Origin of the sequence: Microcoleus sp. PH2017_08_TRC_O_A, from assembly GCF_020738665.1 — a bacterium.
Classification (GTDB): domain Bacteria; phylum Cyanobacteriota; class Cyanobacteriia; order Cyanobacteriales; family Microcoleaceae; genus Microcoleus.
The window spans coordinates 21,113-40,259 of sequence record NZ_JAEQCE010000060.1 but is presented as its reverse complement, the minus strand read 5'-3'; the positions used below and the strand labels follow the sequence as shown (position 1 = coordinate 40,259).

The following is a 19,147-nucleotide window of genomic DNA, read 5'->3' as shown; positions in this document are numbered from 1 at the left end:
AGACGATTAGGAATTTCATTCTGCCAACTGCCAACGGCCAACTGCCAACTGCCAACTGCCAACTGTCAACTGTCAACTGTCAACTGTCCGATGAGTTTGGGAGTATTGAGTGAAGAGAATAGTTGGGAGCGATCGGCAATGCAAGTTGCCTTCACTCAAAAATTCTCTTCCAACTCAACACTCACAACTCAAAACTATTGAGATAGCGTGCGGCGCTTAGTAACCATCCGGTAGGCTTCAATAATATCGCCTTCCGCCCAGTCGCTAAACCCGCTCAAGGAAATACCGCATTCATAGCCAGTATTGACTTCCTTGGCATCTTCCTTCATCCGTTTGAGGGAGTCAAGGACACCTTCGTAAACGACATTGTTGCCCCGGCGCACCCGCACCTTACAGTTGCGGATGACCTTGCCTTCGAGTACGTAGCATCCAGCCACAGCCCCCCGACCGATCGCGAAGACAGCGCGCACTTCCACCTTACCCAGAGGTTCTTCCACCAGTTCGGGTTCCAGCAGTCCTTCCATCGCCCCTTGAATATCATCCAAGAGTTTGTAGATGATGCTGTATTCCCGCACGTCTACGCCCGCTTGGTCGGCTGCTTGGCGAGCGCCGGTGGCGAGAGTAGTATTGAACCCGATAATCACAGCATTACTAGCGGAGGCCAGGTCAATATCCGTTTCTGTGATTTCCCCAGGAGCAGATAGCAGCAATCGGAGTTGAACTTCTTTTTGAGGAAGTTGGGTCAGAGAACCGACAATGGCTTCCAGGGAGCCTTGGACATCTGCCTTCAAGATCAAGTTGAGTTCCTTAAGAACGCCTTCCTTAGCTTGTTGAGAGAAGCCACTGAGGCTGATCCGACCACCTTGAAGTAGACGCGAATCTCTTTGGGATGTAGCTCTTCCGCTGGCGATCGCCGCTGCTTCTTTTTCGTTAGCGAAGACATCAAACTCATCTCCAGCTTGCGGTACTTCCCGCAGCCCCAGCACTTCCACAGCGAAGGATGGACTTGCTTGGTCTACGCGATCGCCGCGATCGTCGATCATCGCCCGCACCTTGCCCAGAGCAGAGCCTGCGACCACAATATCGCCCACTCGCAGCGTGCCATTTTGCACCAGCAGAGTTGCCACTGGCCCCCTTGCCTTGTCGAGGTGAGCTTCAATTACAGTACCCTTAGCCGCTCGGTTCGGGTTAGCGTTGAGGTCTTCCATTTCCGCGACTGTCAGAATCATTTCCAACAGCGTATCGAGGTTTTCCCCTCGGATAGCGCTGACTGGAACCATCGTCACATCGCCGCCCCAGTCATCTGCGACCAAGCCGTACTCAGTAAGCTCTTGCTTCACCCGTTCCGGCTGAGCGCCCTCCTTGTCAACTTTATTGATAGCCACGACAATTGGCACTTTCGCCGCTTTCGCGTGGCTGATAGCTTCAATTGTCTGGGGTCGCACGCCGTCGTCCGCCGCCACCACCAAGATGGCAATGTCTGTCACCCGCGTACCGCGAGCCCGCATAGCTGTAAAGGCTTCGTGACCGGGCGTATCCAAAAATACCACCTGCTGGCTCTTGCCTTCGTGTACCACATCCACGTGGTAAGCACCGATGTGCTGGGTAATACCCCCAGCTTCTCCCTGAGCGACCTTGGTTTTGCGGATCGAGTCTAGCAAAGTAGTTTTGCCGTGATCCACGTGGCCCATAATCGTTACCACTGGCGGACGGCGCTGGAGGTATTCCAAATCTGCCTCATCGATCATCTCGATGATTTTGGTAGCTGGCTCTTCTATTTCTGGGGTTTCTACCTCTACGCCCATTTCTTCGGCTACCATTCTCACCGCTGGAATGTCCAGGGTTTCGGTAATGTTGACCGCAATACCTTTAGAGAACAGCCTCTTAATAATTTCGGTTTCGGGAACAGCCAAGGTAACTGCTAGTTCTTGAACGGTCATCGGTCTGCTCAGCAGCAGCTTTTCTGGACGTTCTACCTTAGCTTCGGCTGTTTTGCCCCGGTTGCCGCGTCCCCCGGAAGAACCAGAAGAGCTTTTATCGTGAGAAGGGCCCGGTCTCTTATTTTTGCCGCTGCTACCGGGTGCGCCCGGAGTTGGTGTTGACTTGGGTGCTGCTTGTGTCTTCGCCTTAGCTGGGCGGGCTAGAGACAGGCTGACGGTGACTGGTGCTGGCATATCCAAGCCATTTTCTAAGTCATCGTCATCCTCGTCTATGGGTTTGAGGCGACGATTTTTGGCCTTGGCTGCTTTGGCAGCTTTGGCAGCATCTGAGTTTTCGTCATCATCTTCTTCCCAAATGACCTGTGTCTTTTTGGCTGGCTTTGGCAGAGTCGGCTTGGGAAGGAGAAGAGTATCCAGCAACAACGACGTATCGTCTCCGTCATCGTCTGCGTCTTCTCCGGTGGCAGAAATGTCACCGCCCCGGCTACGCAACCCAGCGGCTGACGTTGCGGGGGCAAGGCTCCGGCGCGGGCCGCCCTGCTGCGGTCGATCGGCAAGTGCTGTTTTCACTGGCCCACCAGCACCTGGGCGAGGTCTTTGAGCGTCGCTACCGGATGGTGCAGGTCTGCTGGGGCGGCTCGGTTTCGCCGGCGCTTCCAGAGTTTCTCCCTGTTCTGATTGGTCTTGATCGGTTCTGGCCAGTTTCAGTACCGGCTTGTTTCCCAGAGTTTGTGGGTTGCGGCCAGCCTGCTCGGACGCCGCTCTGACTGGTGGCGACGTGAGTTTTGCCCCTGCTGGCGGCGCTGGAGGGGCGACCGGCGGGCGGGGGGTGCGTTCTGGAGCCTTTTCTGACGGCGGTTGAGGTGTCGCAGGTGCTTGAGCCTGGGAGCTTGTTTCCGGGGCGATCGCACCTACAGTTTCCGAGCTTGTTTCTGAAGCTGCCGCCGCTCCAGCGACATTTGGCTTCGAGAGTACAGGTCGATTGATATTTGGTTTAGCTGGAGGCTGGAGTTGTTGAGAGGCTGGCGATTTGGGAGGAGTGGCCACGGTGGCCCCTGGCTGGTTTTTTTGCTCCTCGTTGCCTGCGGGCTGGGACGAAGCACCAGCCGGCCGTACTTTTGGACTGCGTATTTCTAAAATTTGCTGCTTTTTTTGTTGGTCGTTAGGATGAGGGCCAGATTCTCTAGATGGCGCTGCTGCTCTTTCGGGGGGAGCTGGCTTGCCGGGGGTAGAGTGGCTGGCTACGTATTTTTCCGCCGTTTTGCGAATGCGCTCTGCTTCAGATTCTGTAATTGTGCTGCTGTGGCTCTTTACTGAAATATTGAGCCGCTCGCAAACTGCCAAGATGTCTTTATTATCCAAATTTAGTTCCCGTGATAATTCGTAAATTCTTACTTTGCCGTTGTTCATCCACTCTGCCCTCTTTTGTGCCAACCAGTTTTTACATTTTGATTTTTTGTTCTAATGACGACATCATTCGCTGTGATTGATTCAGTGTCAAGAATCGGGGTTTTGGTACTCGCTCAGCAATTTTATCTAAAAGATGCAATTCGCTGAAGTCTGCGGTTGGAGAATTCTCAAGTTTTTTTTGGGAAAGCGAGAACTGTCAAGTCTGAATTTTGGCAACTGCCACAAATCAATCTTTAAAGTTTGTCTTTCCACCTTGAGGATACCTCTGCTAGTACCCTACCCTTATCTAATCTGACACAAATCTTTCCAGACTGGTGGGCAGATCGGATCGGGGTTTTAGAGCTGGCGCTACCGGTAATTACTGGTAGGGCTGCCAAGAGGGTTTATACAGTCGAGGCCGAACTATTGTCGGTTTGGTGCCCGATCGATTCCGAGTCAGATGTACAGTCAGATGTGGCTAAACGCTGCCAAAGTGTTTGGTACAGTTCGTCAGACACAGGCGCTTTGAGCGATCGCCCAAGTCGATTTTTTTTCTGAGCTGCTTTGAGGCATTGGCTCGCCGGACAAAGGTAAGCGGAACGACCGAGGCCGCGATCTAATTGTACCTGATGAGAAGGATAGAGCCTGACTACTCGCCAAAAAGCTTCCTTAGGAGCTATTTTTCGACAACTTGTGCAACACCGGTAGTTCGGTTTCATTTCTAGTGATTCCGGGAGAGTTGAGAGAGTGGGAGAGGGGGGAATAGGGGAATTGTCCTCCTTGTCTCCCGTGCCAGAAACATAAAAGTGAATGTCACAGTGTTTAGACTGTGGCTGCGGTTTCGTCCGTGGCTGGCTCCTCTTGCTCAAATTCTGCCGTTTCCTCGTCGCCGTCGTAGCCGGATCCTTCCTCTTCGTCGTAGTCGTCGCCTGCTAGTTCTTCGAGCCTGCTTGCTTCTGCTGCCAGTTTGCTGTCTTCGGCGTCGCGATCGTACTTAGCAATATCTTTGATATCGATTTTCCAACCGGTCAGGCGGGCTGCGAGGCGGACGTTCTGACCTTCTTTACCAATGGCAAGACTCAGTTGGTCTTCCGCGACCAAAATGTGAGCGCGCCTCCCTTCTGGGGCAACCAAACGCACTTCATCTACTCTAGCTGGACTCAGAGCGTTAGCAATATAGGTTGCAGGATCTGGAGACCAGCGGATCACGTCTATTTTTTCGCCGCGCAATTCGTTGACTACTACCTGAATTCGCGATCCCCGCGCTCCGATGCAGGCTCCTACGGGGTCTACATCGCGATCGAGAGTATCTACTGCTATTTTAGTCCGAGGGCCGACGTGCCGGGAGGGCGGATTTGCCTCCCTAGCTACGGCGACAATCCTCACCACCCCATCTTCTATTTCTGGTACTTCGTTAGCAAACAGGTAAACCACCAAACCGGCGTCTGCTCTAGAAACAAGTAACTGCGGCCCTCTAGTAGAACCTTCGCCTACTTTTTTGAGATAAACCTTGAATGTAGCGTTCGCACGGTAATTGTCGTTAGGCAACTGTTCGCGTTTGGGGAGTTCGGCATCTACTTCCGGCTGACCGAAGCTGCTGGTAACTGCCAAAATTACCGACTGCCTCTCAAACCTGAGCACTCTTGCTTGAAGAACAGTTTCTTCTAAATCTTTAAACTCTTCTTGAATCATTTTGCGCTGTTGGTCGCGCAGTTTTTGAGCCAGGACTTGTTTGGTCTGGATGGCTGCCATGCGACCAAATTCTTTTTGATCGGGTGTTACATCTACGAGTACGATGCTCCCAGGCTGAGCTTCTGTGGCTACTTCTTGTACTTCAGAAAGTGCTATTTCGTGATCGGGATTGACGACTTCTTCGACAATAGTTTTGTTAGCTAAAACGCGAAAACCTTCTTGTTCTGCGTCTAATTCTACATCAAAATTGTCGAAGTATTCTTCGCTGAAGTGGTCGAGTTTTTGGGTGCGGCGGTAGCGTTCGTATCCTTTAAGCAGGGCTTCTCGCAATGCTGCTTGGACGGCGTGTTTGGGTAAATTTCGCTCTTTGCTAATACCTTCGATCATTTCTTTGAGTCCGCGCAGGGGAACCATTGACATATAAAACACTCCTTTTTTTGATGTGACAATACGTAACTTGCGATCGGAAATAGATGATTGGTAATTGACAGTCGGTAATTGTTGAAAAAAGTGATAACTGATGATTGATGAGTTACAAAGATAGCATTAGGGTATCTGGGTGCTGCAACAATTTATTGGTTGTTCTACTTCAACCCTGTGGCTAAAGATGTGATTCTTAAAAATTAACTCGCAGCGAAGCATTTTTAGCTTCCTGCGAGGCAATCTCAAAACTCAAATCGGGCAGACACGGGGGTACGGCCCCTACAACTCAAAATTCAAAATTCCCCTTTTTTACTCCTTACCTTCGTCTAGTTCAACTTTGACAATCTGAGGGCGGGGAATTTTAACCTGTCGCCCTTTTAGATTGAGATAAACCGTTGTTTCATCCCTGCCCACAAGTAGTCCTTTCCACTCTTTGATTCGCGAGTCGGGTTCGGTGGCTGTGAGTGTGACGGGGAAACCTTTAAAAGTAATGAATTCTCGATCGCTGCTGAGCAATCGGGATATTCCGGGACTGGAAATCTCTAGCACGTAGGCGTCGGGGATGATGTCGGATGCCTCTAACTCGACTTCCAGGGCTGTACTCATCCGCTCGCAGTCGGCTAAACCGGTGTCTTGCTGGACGTTACGGATGTCTACCCGCAAGACGGGAGGATTTTGGTTGGTGTGAAACACTGCTCCCACTACTTCCAATCCCAGTGTTTCTGCAACGGGGGTAGCTAAGTCAATGATTTGTGGGATTAGGGGATGAGTCATATCGAATACTTAAACTAAAACTCCTGAACTCGGACACGGGTTCAACTTGAGGACTTAGGCAAGATATGGGGTAAGGGGGAACCACCGGAAGATTGCTCCTACTGGATCAGTCCTAAACTCGCAAGTCTGATGCCCTGAGTTCTTTTCCTGCGACTAATGCAACAAAAAAAGTGGGCTTGACCCACTTCTAGGTAAAACAATTTTTTCCAAGAAGTTTGAGAACAGATACATTTACGGGACACAATACGGGAATTTCCCGGATTGTGTAGCGATAGGAACACCGTCATTACTGACTGTGAAGGCGGTATCCCGCAAACCTCGCTCTCATGAAGCCCAAAGCACCATTTATCTCTCGTGGTAAACTTTTCATCGAAGTTTGCCTCAATTCTCAGTTTAGCTCGATCGCCCCCCCGTTGACACTCGATGAGGCTAAAGTGGCTAAGATTCTGTAGAGACTTCGTTTCTATACTCCAACGATCGGTTTAACCACTCGATCCCGAACTTCTCATAGTTAGTAAGTTTTCCCGCATCTAAATTGTTCTCAATTAAGCGGCAGACGGATTGTAAATGTACTGCCTTTGCCCAACTCGCTCTCAACTTGAATGCTGCCTTGATGAGCCACTACGATCGCACTCGCAATCGATAGCCCTAATCCTGCCCCTCCTGTGGCTCTAGAGCGATCGCTCTGGACTCGATAGAAACGATCGAAAATTCGCGTTTGTTCGGCTGGAGCGATACCAACACCCGTATCTTGAACTTGAATTAGGGCTTCCTTGTCAGTGCGATCGAGGATGGCAAAGATTAGTCCTCCTGGGGGAGTGTAGTGAATGGCGTTGGTAATTAAGTTCGTTACCATACGGTAAAGTTGGACTTCATCCCCAAGAATCATAGTGGCTTGTGAGGCACGAATTTCTAACTTCAAATGTACATCAGCTATCATTGCCAAACCTGCAAGTTCCTCTACTAAATCGCCGATCAGATCGTTGAGAGAGCAAGGCTGCAATTGAGTCGAAATCTGTTGTTGTTCAATGCGACAAATGAACAGTAAATCTTTGACTAACCTGGAGAGACGGATGTTTTGTCGTTCGATAATATCCAGGTTTTGATTAACCTCTGGTAAGTCTTCAGCAAGACGAGTATCCTCAACTGTACTCTGGATCACAGCGAGAGGCGTTCGCAATTCATGAGCAGCATCGGAGGTGAATTGTTGCATCTGGCGATAGGACTGATAAATTGGTTGCATCGCTACTCCCGCTAACCACCAACTCGCTCCTCCCACTAACAGCATCGCAAAAGGTAAGCCTAAAAACAGGAACAGTCGCAAGGTGTTAAGATAAGCATCCCATTCTTTGAGCGATCGCCCAATTTGCAGATAACCCCAAGGCAAACCGCTGTTGGTTCTCAGTAATAGAGAAATTTGATAAAAGCGATCGCCCTTAGAACAATTCAGAACCTGCCAAAACTCCTTTGGCGCAAAACGTTTTAATACATTTGGCTGCTCTCCACTCGTCGCCAAAACACGTCCAGATTCGTTTAAAAAGCGGAGATAATAGCCCTCCTGCTGAAACACTCTAGCAGTATGTCGCGCGCCGTCATTGCTTGAAAAATAACAGTTTTCATTCGATAAACACAAACCGGGCAAAATAGTTTTCAAGCTGGATGAAATCTGTCCCGGTTGTTGTAATTCAGGTTCGATACTGTCATGCAGCGTTCCGGCTAAGTCCTGTAGTTTTTGCTGGAGGATATATCGCTGGGTGTGAAACAAAACCTGATATGCTGCAACACCGCAGATACCTAACAACAGACCTATCACGATCGCATACCAACCTGCGAGTTGCCAGCGCGTGCGGTTAAATAGCTTGTTCGAGTGCATATTATAGCAGTTGACAGTTGACAGTTGACAGTTGACAGTCAGTTGACAGTTGACAGTTGACAGTTGACAGTTGACAGTTGACAGTTGACAGTTGACAGTTGACAGTTGACAGTTGACAGTTGACAGTTGACAGTTGATGGGAATCAAACCTTGTTAGAGTTGATGCCTCCATCATTCACAACTCAATATCTGGCTTTTTTCAATTCAGAAAAACTGAAAAATATCTTGGCTGAGATGGTATTTTCAGTGCAAAACCTCTGAGCGAAAGGTTGTTAGCAATCACCATTGTTATGGTGTTCTACTGATGTTTTTATGCTGATTGTTATATAATTCGGGTTTCCGAATAGCTGTTAAGTAAGTCCACCTAATTAAACATAAGATCTCGATGGCTAGAAAACTTGCTCTATAAGCATTCTTCCTTCTTCCTTCTTCCTTCTTCCTTCTTCCTTCTACTTAACTACCAATAGTGAACGGAAATATTGCCTCCCAGAGGTGAGGGGTGACGCCCTCGGTGAATTCGCCAACAGTTTCTTTCAACCGCTAGCGTCATAACTTGTTCAAGCGATAACCGAATCCATGAACCGTTTCAATCATCCCATCACAGCCATAATCTGCCAGCTTGCGACGCAACAGACGAATTCTGGCAGCAACTACATTGCTCATCGGGTCAGCATCCACGTCCCACAAACGATTCAAAAGTCGATCGCGCGTGAGGATTTGATTCGGGTGCTGCATGAAATATTCCAGTAACCGAAACTCATTAGCCGTCAGAGGAATCACCGTTTGTTGTTCCCCATCATCGGTAGTGGAGATGGTTGATTTAGTATAATTAAGCCGCAATCGCCCCGCCTCAAGTTGGTCAGAATTAAAATGGGGCGACTGTTCCGGCGACAAACTCCGTCCCCGTCGCTGGAGTGCCCGCAACCGGGCTAACAACTCCGCTTTAACGAACGGTTTCATCAGATAGTCATCAGCCCCAGCATCTAGCCCAGCCACCATATCCTCCGTGCGATCTTTTGCCGTCAACATCAAAACTGGTAAAGGATTATTCTGCCGGCGCAAACGTTGGCACAGTTCGACGCCAGAAATTCCCGGTAGCAACCAGTCAAAAATGGCGATCGTGTACTCTGTCCATTGGTCTTCCAGATAGTTCCAAGCAGTTGTGCCATCCTGCACCCAATCCACCAGGTACTTTTCGCGGCTCAAGGTGCGTTGTACGATCGCACCTAAATCGGGTTCGTCTTCCGCCAGCAGAATTCTCATTTTATCGCTATCTCGTCCAATACTTTTTTACTAACAAACATATACGAATTCTCGAAATTTATCCAACATTTTGGATCGGAATGTTTTTACCGCAGAGGGCGCAGAGGACACAGAGAGAATAGGGAGATGAATACAGGACGATGCTACCGGATTTGATATCATATTGTTTCCGGTTGCATCGGTATTGTTTAAATAGTTAACTGAGTTAACAGTCAACTGTTAACTGTTAACTGTTAACTGTTATTAGCCTACTTCTTTCGTTGCTGTCTGCTCAATACCATAGTTTCTCAACTCGGTTGTTTCCATCATCCGTTTAGGGATCAGAAACTTGCCAAATCGAGCATACAATGCAGGTAGAACCAGTAGAGTGAGAGCGGTTGAGGTAAAGAGTCCGCCGAGGACGACGATCGCCAATGGTTGCAACAATTCCTTACCGGCGCCACCGCTTAAAACCAAGGGAATCATCCCCAATGCCGAGGTGAGTGCTGTCATCAGAATCGCCAGCAACCGTTCCATCGAACCTTCTACAATTACTTCCGAAAGTGGCATTCCTTCGGCAAGTTTGGTGTTGTAGTTGTCTACCAGCAGCAATCCATTGCGCGTCGCCACACCAAACAAGGTCACAAAGCCGACCATTGAAGGAACAGAGAGAACGCCACCCGTTAGCAGCACTGAGATGACACCGCCAACCAGTGCCAATGGTAAATTGACCATCACCATCAGCATCGCCGGAACGGATTTTACCGTGAAGTACATCAATACTGCGATCGCCACCACCGCTAATATTCCGAAAATTAGGAAGTTTTGAGCAGCCCGTTGTTCCGACTCATACTGTCCGCCGTACTGAATATAGTAGCCTTGGGGCAGTTGCACCGATTGCTTAACTTTGGCGCGAATATCATCAACAACCGAACCAACATCGCGTCCCTGTACGTTGGCTGAAACCACAATTAAACGAGAGACGTTTTCCCGATTAATCGTGTTCGGGCCCTTGCCAAAGTCAACCTTTGCCACTTCCGAAAGCGGGATGATTTGATTAGTTGGGGTATTAACTTGGAGGTTGCGAATCGTGTTGAGATTGCGACGGGCCGATTCGTTGACCCAAACCAGCACATCGACCAACTGTTGACCATCGGGCACTTGACCAACCACTCGTCCATTCAGGGCTGTTTCGGTGAAATCTGACAATTGGGCGATCGTCAATCCGTAGCGGGCGGCTGCATCTCGGTTAAATTGAATTTGTACTTGACGGATCGGAATTTGGGGCTCAAGCTGAAGGTCTACCAATCCCTTCACGTCTTTCATTGTCGTTTCGATTTGTTCTCCAATGCGGCGGAGTTCTTGTAAGTCGTTGCCAAATACTTTAATGGCGATCGCACTTCTCACCCCCGACAACACTTCATCCATCCTGTGACTGATAAATCCACCGACATTGCCGGCAACTCCCGGAAACTGACCCAATACTTCCCGCAAAGCTTGAATCGCCGCAGGACGGTTTTTCATCGCTGCTTCACTCAGTTCCACGTCCAAGTGTGCCAAGTTCACCGATGCCGCATCCGGGTCACCTGGAGCACGGCCCGATCGCAGTTGTACAGATTCAAACCTTGGGTCATCCTTCAGTGCAGTTTGAATCGCTAACCCAACTCGATTGGTTGCTTCCAGTGAGGAACCGGGATAAAGGGCGATCGCATTCATCAGCGATCGTTCCTGGAACGTTGGCAGAAAATCTCGTCCTAATGTCGGCACAATCAGCATCGACGCTACCATTGATGCTGTAGCTAATCCCAAAATTAAGGTAGAGCGACGCATCGCCCACTTTAGCAACGGATGGTAAACTCGTTTGGAAAACAGTGCTAGGAATGGTTCTGTCGTCTTCATCCGTTTGTGGGGCAGCAAAATGGCACACAGTGCGGGCGAAACAATCAGCGATTCCAGGCTGGAGATGACTACCACCACCAAGTAGGCAATGCCCATTGGGGTGAAAATGCGCCCTTCCACGCCAGAAAGTGTGAAAATCGGTGAAAAGACGATAATCCCAATTAACGTGGCTCCAATCAGCGACTCGCGCACCTCCTGAGAACCCTCAAAAATCACATCCATTGGTGGCTTGGGATGTGGCGAGAGGCGATTTTCCCGCAAGCGACGGTAGGTATTTTCGCAGTAGACGATCGCATCATCCACTGCTGTCCCGATCGCCACTACCAATCCGCCAAGGGTCATAGTGTTGAGTTCCAGCCCGATCCAGGAACACACCAAAAGTGAGAACAGTAGCGTCAGAAAGAAATCGAACAAACAGACGGAGAGAGTGCGCCAGTTCATCAGAAACGGAATCAGGATGGCTGCGACAATCAAACTGCCTTCGATCAAAGCCGATCGCACATTACCAACCGATGCGTCAATGTAGGCATCTTGCCGGAAAGTGACGTTTGCCTTCACATCCTTGGGTAAACCCGGTTTAATTTCCTCCATCGCCTCGATGATGGCTTTGGTGACGGTGGGACTATCTACCAACGGTTGCTTGTTCACCATCACCACCACAGCGCGTTGACGATTCCAACTGGCATCGCCTCGCTGGAGTGCAGCTCCAATCTTCACCTCTGCCACATCCCGCAGTAGAATGGTTTTTCCTTCCTGCACCTTGACGACTGCTTTTTGCAAATCTGCGATCGTCTGGATTTGTCCCTGTCCCCGAATCACCAATTCGCGATCGGGGTCAATCAACAATCCACCGGCGGTTTTGGCATTTGCTTCGTTTGCCGCCTTGACGACTTCCTGAAGAGAAACCTTCAACGCCTTCATTTTTTCTGGACTAGCAATCACCTGAAACTGCTGCACGTCTCCGCCGTAGACTAGCACTTGCGATACGCCGGGAACTGCCAGCAATCGGTTGTTGATTTTGCCATCCACCAAACGCCGCACGTCCATAATCGATGTAGTCTCAGACGTGAAGGCATATTGAATCACCGTCCCAATGGGGGGAGCTAGGGGGGATATCTGCGGTGTACCAATTCCTTCTGGTAGTCTGTCTTGCGCGTCCTGCAATCGCTCTGCCACGAGTTGACGAGCTTGATAGGGGTCGGTGCCCCATTTAAACACCACCCGCAATACAGAAATTCCTACGGCTGACGATGTACGGACGACTTCAACTCCAGGCGTGCCGTTGACTGCACTTTCTAGTGGTAACGTCACCAAGGATTCTACTGCTTCCGGTGCAAGACCGGGGGCTTCGGTTTGTACTTCTACTTGAGGTGGCGCAAAGTTGGGCAATACGTCGAGGGGCATTCGACTTACTGTATACAGGCTCCAGATGGTCAGGGCGATCGCCCCGAACACCACTAACCATCGTTGAGCAATAGACCATTTGGGGATGACGTTTAACATAAAAATGAAATTTGGATAGCATTAGGCAAGCTTTTAGGAGACGGAGTAGAGAGGTTTACTCAGTCGCGATCGACAACAACCAAAAATCTTGGTTTTTGAATCTCTACTTGCCCTGACCTTTTAAGGCAAAAACGGCGAATCCACCCACCAGTAAAACTCCTGCGCCTCCCACCCACATCAAAGGTGACGATCCTTGAGCAGGCTGCGCTTCTACTTGCGATGTAGCGGGTGATGCTTGCGATGTAGCGGGTGATGCTTGCGATATAGCGGGTGATGCCTGCGATGTAGCGGGTGATGCCTGCGCTTCTGCTTGCGGTTTACCTCGCAATGCCTCGGAGTACAAGAGTGTTGCCCCCTGCGTTACAATCTGATTTCCCGAAGCTAGATTGCCTTCTTTAATTTCCACCACATCTCCAGAGTCGCTACCAATCTGAACTGAGATCGGTTTGTAGGTTGTTCCTTCCTGGATGTAGACGAGCTTTTGCCCGTTGGCATCAATCAAACTGGTGCTGGGAACTTTGAGAATACCTCCATCGGTTGTAGGGGGGATTGCCTCTGTCTTAATTCCCAATGCTGTTGCTTTACTGGCATCAACTTCGATCGGCTGCATAATCTTAGCCGCATCGCCACCTGCAAACTCGCTGTTATGCCCAACGTGGGCTAGCACCGGAGCCGAAGCCGTACACAACATTAATCCCAAAACAAAACTAGACCCGTAGCGGGCGATCGATAACGAATTTAACTGCAATGATTTCGATAGCATAAAAATTTCCTCCTGACATTTAGCAAACCGGTGTGATGAAACAGCCACTCCTCCCAAGAGCAATCTATTCCTCACCCCGCAAGTTGTGAACCTTCTCCAGCTAGAATGTCAGGCCCAAATAAAAATTTGATGAAAATTTGAGGCTAAGTCTCAGAATTTACGGTTCGCTTCTGAAGTTATGGAGAAACCTAATGAAAATTTTCAAGTCCGGGAACTGGAAACGCATAGCCTTATGGATTCTGGCAGCCACCACTCTAATTCTTCTGGGAGATGATCCTTGGGAAGTCTTCCCTTTTGTTCAACACAGACGGATGTACTGTTCCCATGATGCAGTCAAGTCTCCCTATTGCAATTTTTCACTCCTTCGCACCCATTTTGATGACATTAGTCCAGATGGGCAGACCCTAGTTAGGGCTTGCTGAAAAAGTGTACGTAGTGGAAAAACGAGGCTACACAGCTTAAAAAATAGTAGGTTTATTGCTTGCATTCCCAAATTGAGCCAGAAACTAACAACTTTCATTGCAAGGGTTTTGAGCCTCTATAATCCTATAACTTGCACTTTTTCAAGCAAAAAAAGCTTAAACCCCTTATCTGGCAAACTTTCTACTTTTATTCAGCAAGCCCTAGTTAGTATCAAAAAAACAGGAAAAAGATCTTTCGATCTGCAAATAAGCTGTTACGCATTTAAAATGGTATTGTAGGGTGCGTCAGTTTTCAGGCGTTTCCCATGTATAGTCAGTGTTCACGAGTGACGCACCCGGATCGGGATAGTTAGTGGTTTAAATGCGTAACAGCTTATCGGATTTAAAAACAGGAAAAATCAAGGCAAAAAAAGCTTTTCTCGTGAGATATTTAGACCATTTAGTATAACCCTCAGTCGTGATTTTATAATTGGTAGTACGCCGAAGGGACTGACAGTATGGAATCTACAAACAGCCGAGCTAGAAGCAGTTTTGGATCCAGAGCCAGAGCAAATGAGTCGTTTAGTCGTCAGTCCTGATGGCAAACTATTAGCCGAAATTACAAACGATTCGATAATTAAAGTGTTGCAGCGTTTGTAAAATTGAAATTTCAACCTAACGCGGAGCTATCTGTTGCAGTTGTTTGGCTTGTTCGAGGATTTTCTCGAAGTCTTCTTCGCTCAACCGCTGAATGTAGTTGATTTTAAACTCTTCTAAGAAGTCGCACAGCAATAGTTGTATTTCTTGCCAAGTTTGCTGCTGTTGGAGTTCGCTTCCTAAAGCTTGTGCGAAATGTTGGACGAGCTGGTTTGAGAGTTGGATGCCTTGAGGATCTTCGCTAGCGATTTTGAAGGCTTCGTAGGCATTTTGCGGGCCGAGGGTGGCTAATTTTGACAGTTCTGCAACTAATTGTGAAGCTAGCTGTGCGGGAAGGTTTCCGAGTCCGGGTACTTGCTGGAAGCCTTGATAAATTGGGGATTGTTTGAGAAATATTTCTATATTGTACCGGAGTAGATCTTCTAAATCTGGCTGGAGTTGAGGCAGGACTTTGTAAACGGTTACTTGGACTAAACGGCTGGCGATTGCTTCTATTTCGTTGATATTATTAATGTCTAAATATCGCTGTTTTTGAGTTTGGAAAAGTTGTTTTGCTAGTTCGCCACTGGTAATTGATTGTTGCATCTGATTGATGAGCTGAATTACTACTACTTCTGTCAATTCTTGCGCGAAGTTGGCGACAAAACCTCGGCTGATTTGGGCGCGTATGGGTTGGAGATCGGGCATTTTGGCTTGGTGGATGCGAATGGTGACGGGTAATACTCGCAACAGGCGCCAGAAGGGGAGGAACAAAAAGATGTCGTACCACCGCCAGAGCATGGCTTGCCGCCAACTGACACTGCGGTGGCGGCGGCTGATGAAGTAGGTGCGGGCTAGAAATTCGATCGCAAATATGGCAATAAATGGCAGGTCGATTTGCCAGAAGTTGTCTGTAAATTCCCCATTTTCTCCGATCGTGCGGTAATAGTTGGTGGCGATTAACGGCTTGATTTTGGCGTCAAACCAAGTGATTTCTTGTTGCCAGCCTTGTTTGTTTAAATACTCTTGGCTCCAGAATGTTTTGAATGATTGTTTTGCTGATTGCTGCGGATTCGGCGTGCGATCGCGCATCCGGTCTTTAATTTTTTCTAAGGACCCACTTTTTGATGCTACTCGAAACGGATCTTCGTCGATCATGTTCGCGCTCAGAGTGTTTATTTCCTGCAATTTGGCTGCTACTTGAGGAGATGGCAAGCCTGTTTGCACTACTTGTTTTTTTAATTCTTCTAAGGTTTCTAGATATTTCTGGGTGTCTCGGTGGGGTTGAATTCCTTTGAATGGGTCGTATATTTGGGTGAGAACCGGTAGTTGCCGGAAGTAGAAATTTCGGGCGGGAACATAAGTTATATCAAATAATACTAGGCTTAAATTTCCTAGTGCGACCAGTGCAATGAACCGCTCGAACCAGGGTACTTTGGGTGATTCTTTACGGGAGTTTTCAGTTAGAGATGGCTGTAGTTTTGGTGTCACTGGCATTTCCTAAATAAGTAGACGGAGCGAAATAACTGTAACTGGTAATAGCTGGAAAAAAGGAAACAGCTTAAACTGGCTAACTGTCGGGTTGCGATCGGATTGCGATCGGGTAAGCTAGTATTTATTTGAACCAGGGGAAATTTAGGTAGTTTGGGATTGTTGATTTTGCCGGGTTGAGTAAAATTTTATACTTGTAAAATATTAAGGTCGATCGAACTTGACGGTAGCAGCAGCTCCCGTTAGTCTGCTTCTCTCTGGCAATAAAATTATATCTCAGGCAGAATCCTAAGTTTTTTTTCGGCGTTGCAGAGCTAACTGGTCTGGTAATAAATTACTATTTTTGTTTAATCTGCTGGCTGTTTGACCGCGAAATCAAATCTCTTGCACCGATCGCAGTTTAAGGTTAGATTTGGACTTCGAGTTTGAGGTCAAACCCTCAAGAGAGGTATACTTGCTCAGGGGCAGTCTGGCGAGAGCGCTTCCGAGCAAGTGCGAGGGTGGCTGCAACCTCCGTAAGGTTCGGGTTCTCGCCTCCACAAAAACCAGCTAGCGATCGGACTCTTGAATAAAATGACACCCTGAGTATAATTTTGTTCGCATTTTTTTAATATATGACATACTGCCTTAATCTCGATTGCCCAAAAGACAAGCGTCAGAACCCACCAGGCACAAAGTATTGTCTTAATTGTGGTTCCAAACTGTTGCTAAAAGACCTTTATGCAGCAACCGAACCGCTGCGCGATGGAGGATTTGGCAGGACTTTTCGAGCTGTCAATCATGGAAAGTTTGAGGAACTTTGCGTTATCAAACAGTTGTCGCCGCCGCAGGAATTTCAGCGGAAGCCGGCTCATTTTAAAAAGTATGTCCGACTGTTTGAACAAGAGGCAAGGCGGCTTTACGAACTGAAGCACCCACAAATTCCTCAGCTAATTTCTTATTTTGAGGAAGATGGGCGTTTGTATTTGGTGCAGGAGTTTATTGATGGGAATAATTTAAAGGATGAGTTAGAAAAGTATGGTGCTTATAGCGAACTTAAAACTAGGGAACTGCTGTTAGATTTGTTGCCTTTGCTGAATTTTGTTCACGAGCGCAATGTCATTCACCGGGATATTAAGCCTGAGAATGTGATCCGCCGCAATCGCGATCGCAAGTTGGTGCTGATAGATTTTGGGGTTTCCAAACAGGTAGTAACTGATGCTCCAACCAAAACGGGCACGAAGTTGGGAACTCCGGGTTATGCGGCGCTAGAACAGCGGCACGGTAGGGCTGTTCCTGCTAGCGACCTTTATAGTTTGGGGGTGACTTGCATTCGCTTGCTGACTTCTGTGATGCCTTATTTGGATATCTACGGGGACATTCACGATGACCTTTACGACCCGCTCGAAGGTCGCTGGCTTTGGAGGGAGGCTTTGCCGAAAGGAACAAAAATTAGCCAGGATCTAGGTCAGATTTTGGATAAGTTGATTCAGGAATATGTCAAAGACCGCTACAAGTCTTCTCTGGAAGTTTTTGAGATTTTAAAACCTGCTGCTGTTGTTGTTCCACCAGATTCTAAGTTGCAGCAGGCAACTGTTCTTAGTCCTTCTTTGCCGACTCAACCTGTAACTAAAAATCCGATTGTTTCTGTGAATTTAGAGTCGGAAAAAGGGATTGATTATTCTCAGTTGGAAAGGCTGCTGGCTGCTAAAAATTGGCGTGGTGCTGATGAGGAAACTTCTGTGAAAATGCTGGAAGTGATGCAGCAAGTTTCGAGGGGTTATTTGAGTGAGGAAGATATTAGGAAGTTTCCCGCTAAGGATTTGCAGACGATTGACCAACTTTGGGTGCGACACAGCCACCGGAGGTTCGGTTTTTCTGTACAAAAGGGTTTTTGGGTCAAGTCGGGGGGAAAGGCTGGTGTTTATGATGCTGATGTTTGGGAGAAGTTTGGCGATCGAGTGGGCTGGCGAGTTAACGGTCAGTGGGTATACTATTCTGAACTGAATTTTACTTCTAAGGCTTTGCCGGGACATTTGCCGGGAGGGACTGTTTTTGGGTGGGAAGGTGGGGTTTTGTGTGGTGTTTTGGGCTTGGGTGGGATCTGGTTTCTGCTGTCGCGGCGAGATTTGTAGGAAGAGGGAAGTTCGGCAACGGATGCTGTAATGGATGTAACGGATGGAAGTCGGAAGAGGGAAGTTCGGCAACGGATTCGCTCGACGGATGTAACGGATGTAACGGATGTAAAGGATTTAGTCGGATGGAAGTCGGAAGAAGGAAGAACGGTCAACAGGGAAAAAAGAGGCGAATCATGACAAAGGTGTTCATTCAGTTGACAGTTGACCTGGGACAGTTGACCTGGGACAGTTGACCTGGGACAGTTGACCTGGGACAGTTGAGGGCAGCCTCTACCTGGAAGGAAGAGGATTGGAGTAATGAATAGTCTGATCTTAATTTATCGCTAAAACGGAGAGGCTTTTAACCAATTATTTCTGGTAATTATTTAAAGAGTTAACAAATTTTTATTTCATTTTTTAAGAATCTGTGCCGAATGGGAATTGTATATTTCAATCAATGGCGCAAAAATATCAAATTCTTTCGCGTTCTTGGTTTCTTCCCTGGACTTACCTACAGGCGATCGATCTAGGTAGCTGCTGAGTATAGCTTGGCGATATGTTGTGTAGAAATTAGGTATAGCCTTTCTCAAAAAGATGAGGTATGACTGACAGCTTATATGACCACTAAATCAAGAGGGCCCAAGCCCAACAACGTACCTCACTTTTTTGGGAAAGGCTATAAAAAAAAACCGAAAATCAGATATAGTGCGAAACCATTTTTCTTGTGATATGTTTTGAGAGAAGGGCAAGTTTACGAACCAACAGATCAGTCCTTACCCGTAGAAAAGTATTAGGGCGGGCTTTGGCTCTAATTTATGCAGGAGATTTCTCTATTATGTTGCAAGAAAAACGTCTCAAGCCGTGGACTGTAGTTCGATCGCTTCCGAATGTGGAAAAGGTGGTTGTGGGTCAGTTTCGTAGTTGGTCTGATGCAGACGGTCACTTGCAAATTCTGAAGCGGATGGTTCCGGCCGACCGGTTAACTGTTGTGTTCGATCCGGTAGTTCCAGCGTAATATTGCTGCT

At 48.0% G+C, this 19,147-nt stretch carries 12 protein-coding genes; 3 read left to right on the top strand and 9 right to left on the bottom strand.

All coding sequences use genetic code 11. The features are described 5' to 3' along the window. Positions 1-194: 194 nt before the first annotated feature. The 9 genes from infB to JGK22_RS20615 all read right to left on the bottom strand — a co-directional run bounded on the left by infB (position 195) and on the right by JGK22_RS20615 (position 16,026). Complete coding sequence (gene infB / locus JGK22_RS20655) at positions 195-3,350, bottom strand: translation initiation factor IF-2 (RefSeq protein WP_293184749.1); 3,156 nt, start codon at positions 3,348-3,350, stop codon at positions 195-197. A 383-nt stretch (positions 3,351-3,733) separates the two neighbouring features. Further along, a complete protein-coding gene (locus JGK22_RS20650; RefSeq protein WP_293148638.1) occupies positions 3,734-4,048 on the bottom strand; it encodes a YlxR family protein in 315 nt (104 codons plus the stop codon). A 103-nt stretch (positions 4,049-4,151) separates the two neighbouring features. After that, positions 4,152-5,441: a transcription termination factor NusA gene (nusA, locus tag JGK22_RS20645; RefSeq protein WP_293184751.1), complete on the bottom strand. Its 1,290-nt coding sequence runs from the start codon at positions 5,439-5,441 to the stop codon at positions 4,152-4,154. Positions 5,442-5,753: 312 nt separating this feature from the next. Then, positions 5,754-6,218, bottom strand: a complete 465-nt coding sequence (gene rimP, locus JGK22_RS20640) for a ribosome maturation factor RimP (protein ID WP_293184754.1) — start codon at positions 6,216-6,218, stop codon at positions 5,754-5,756. Positions 6,219-6,759: 541 nt separating this feature from the next. Then, entirely contained in the window at positions 6,760-8,238 is a 1,479-nt protein-coding gene (gene rppB / locus JGK22_RS20635) for a two-component system sensor histidine kinase RppB (RefSeq protein ID WP_293313538.1), read from the bottom strand. Positions 8,239-8,637: 399 nt separating this feature from the next. Next, on the bottom strand, positions 8,638-9,354 hold the full coding sequence (rppA, locus tag JGK22_RS20630; RefSeq protein ID WP_293184761.1) for a two-component system response regulator RppA: 717 nt from the start codon (positions 9,352-9,354) through the stop codon (positions 8,638-8,640). A gap of 243 nt (positions 9,355-9,597) precedes the next feature. Next, a complete protein-coding gene (locus JGK22_RS20625; protein WP_293313536.1) occupies positions 9,598-12,735 on the bottom strand; it encodes an efflux RND transporter permease subunit in 3,138 nt (1,045 codons plus the stop codon). A gap of 103 nt (positions 12,736-12,838) precedes the next feature. Continuing rightward, positions 12,839-13,498: a hypothetical protein gene (locus tag JGK22_RS20620; protein WP_293198557.1), complete on the bottom strand. Its 660-nt coding sequence runs from the start codon at positions 13,496-13,498 to the stop codon at positions 12,839-12,841. A 1,076-nt stretch (positions 13,499-14,574) separates the two neighbouring features. Next, the gene (locus JGK22_RS20615) at positions 14,575-16,026 is read right to left on the bottom strand and encodes a hypothetical protein (RefSeq protein WP_325315545.1); all 1,452 of its coding nucleotides are present in this window, start codon (positions 16,024-16,026) and stop codon (positions 14,575-14,577) included. Positions 16,027-16,640: 614 nt separating this feature from the next. Between JGK22_RS20615 and JGK22_RS20610 the strand changes: the two genes are divergently transcribed. From JGK22_RS20610 to JGK22_RS20600, 3 genes are all read left to right on the top strand, one after another. Next, positions 16,641-18,140, top strand: coding sequence for a GUN4 domain-containing protein (locus tag JGK22_RS20610; RefSeq protein WP_325315546.1), 1,500 nt, complete (start codon positions 16,641-16,643; stop codon positions 18,138-18,140). Positions 18,141-18,170: 30 nt separating this feature from the next. Continuing rightward, on the top strand, positions 18,171-18,320 hold the full coding sequence (locus tag JGK22_RS20605; RefSeq protein ID WP_293184773.1) for a hypothetical protein: 150 nt from the start codon (positions 18,171-18,173) through the stop codon (positions 18,318-18,320). 637 nt (positions 18,321-18,957) lie between these two features. Next, positions 18,958-19,137, top strand: coding sequence for a hypothetical protein (locus JGK22_RS20600; RefSeq protein WP_293148649.1), 180 nt, complete (start codon positions 18,958-18,960; stop codon positions 19,135-19,137). Positions 19,138-19,147: the final 10 nt, after the last annotated feature.

What these genes read in the sequence shown, in the direction of transcription:
- JGK22_RS20600 (WP_293148649.1), top strand. Translation starts at nt 18,958, where the DNA reads ATGTTGCAAGAAAAACGTCTCAAGCCGTGGACTGTAGTTCGATCGCTT.
- JGK22_RS20605 (WP_293184773.1), top strand. Translation starts at nt 18,171, where the DNA reads ATGGATGTAACGGATGGAAGTCGGAAGAGGGAAGTTCGGCAACGGATT.
- JGK22_RS20620 (WP_293198557.1), bottom strand. Translation starts at nt 13,498, where the DNA reads ATGCTATCGAAATCATTGCAGTTAAATTCGTTATCGATCGCCCGCTAC.
- JGK22_RS20650 (WP_293148638.1), bottom strand. Translation starts at nt 4,048, where the DNA reads ATGAAACCGAACTACCGGTGTTGCACAAGTTGTCGAAAAATAGCTCCT.
- rppA (WP_293184761.1), bottom strand. Translation starts at nt 9,354, where the DNA reads ATGAGAATTCTGCTGGCGGAAGACGAACCCGATTTAGGTGCGATCGTA.
- JGK22_RS20610 (WP_325315546.1), top strand. Translation starts at nt 16,641, where the DNA reads ATGACATACTGCCTTAATCTCGATTGCCCAAAAGACAAGCGTCAGAAC.
- rimP (WP_293184754.1), bottom strand. Translation starts at nt 6,218, where the DNA reads ATGACTCATCCCCTAATCCCACAAATCATTGACTTAGCTACCCCCGTT.
- JGK22_RS20625 (WP_293313536.1), bottom strand. Translation starts at nt 12,735, where the DNA reads ATGTTAAACGTCATCCCCAAATGGTCTATTGCTCAACGATGGTTAGTG.
- infB (WP_293184749.1), bottom strand. Translation starts at nt 3,350, where the DNA reads ATGAACAACGGCAAAGTAAGAATTTACGAATTATCACGGGAACTAAAT.
- nusA (WP_293184751.1), bottom strand. Translation starts at nt 5,441, where the DNA reads ATGTCAATGGTTCCCCTGCGCGGACTCAAAGAAATGATCGAAGGTATT.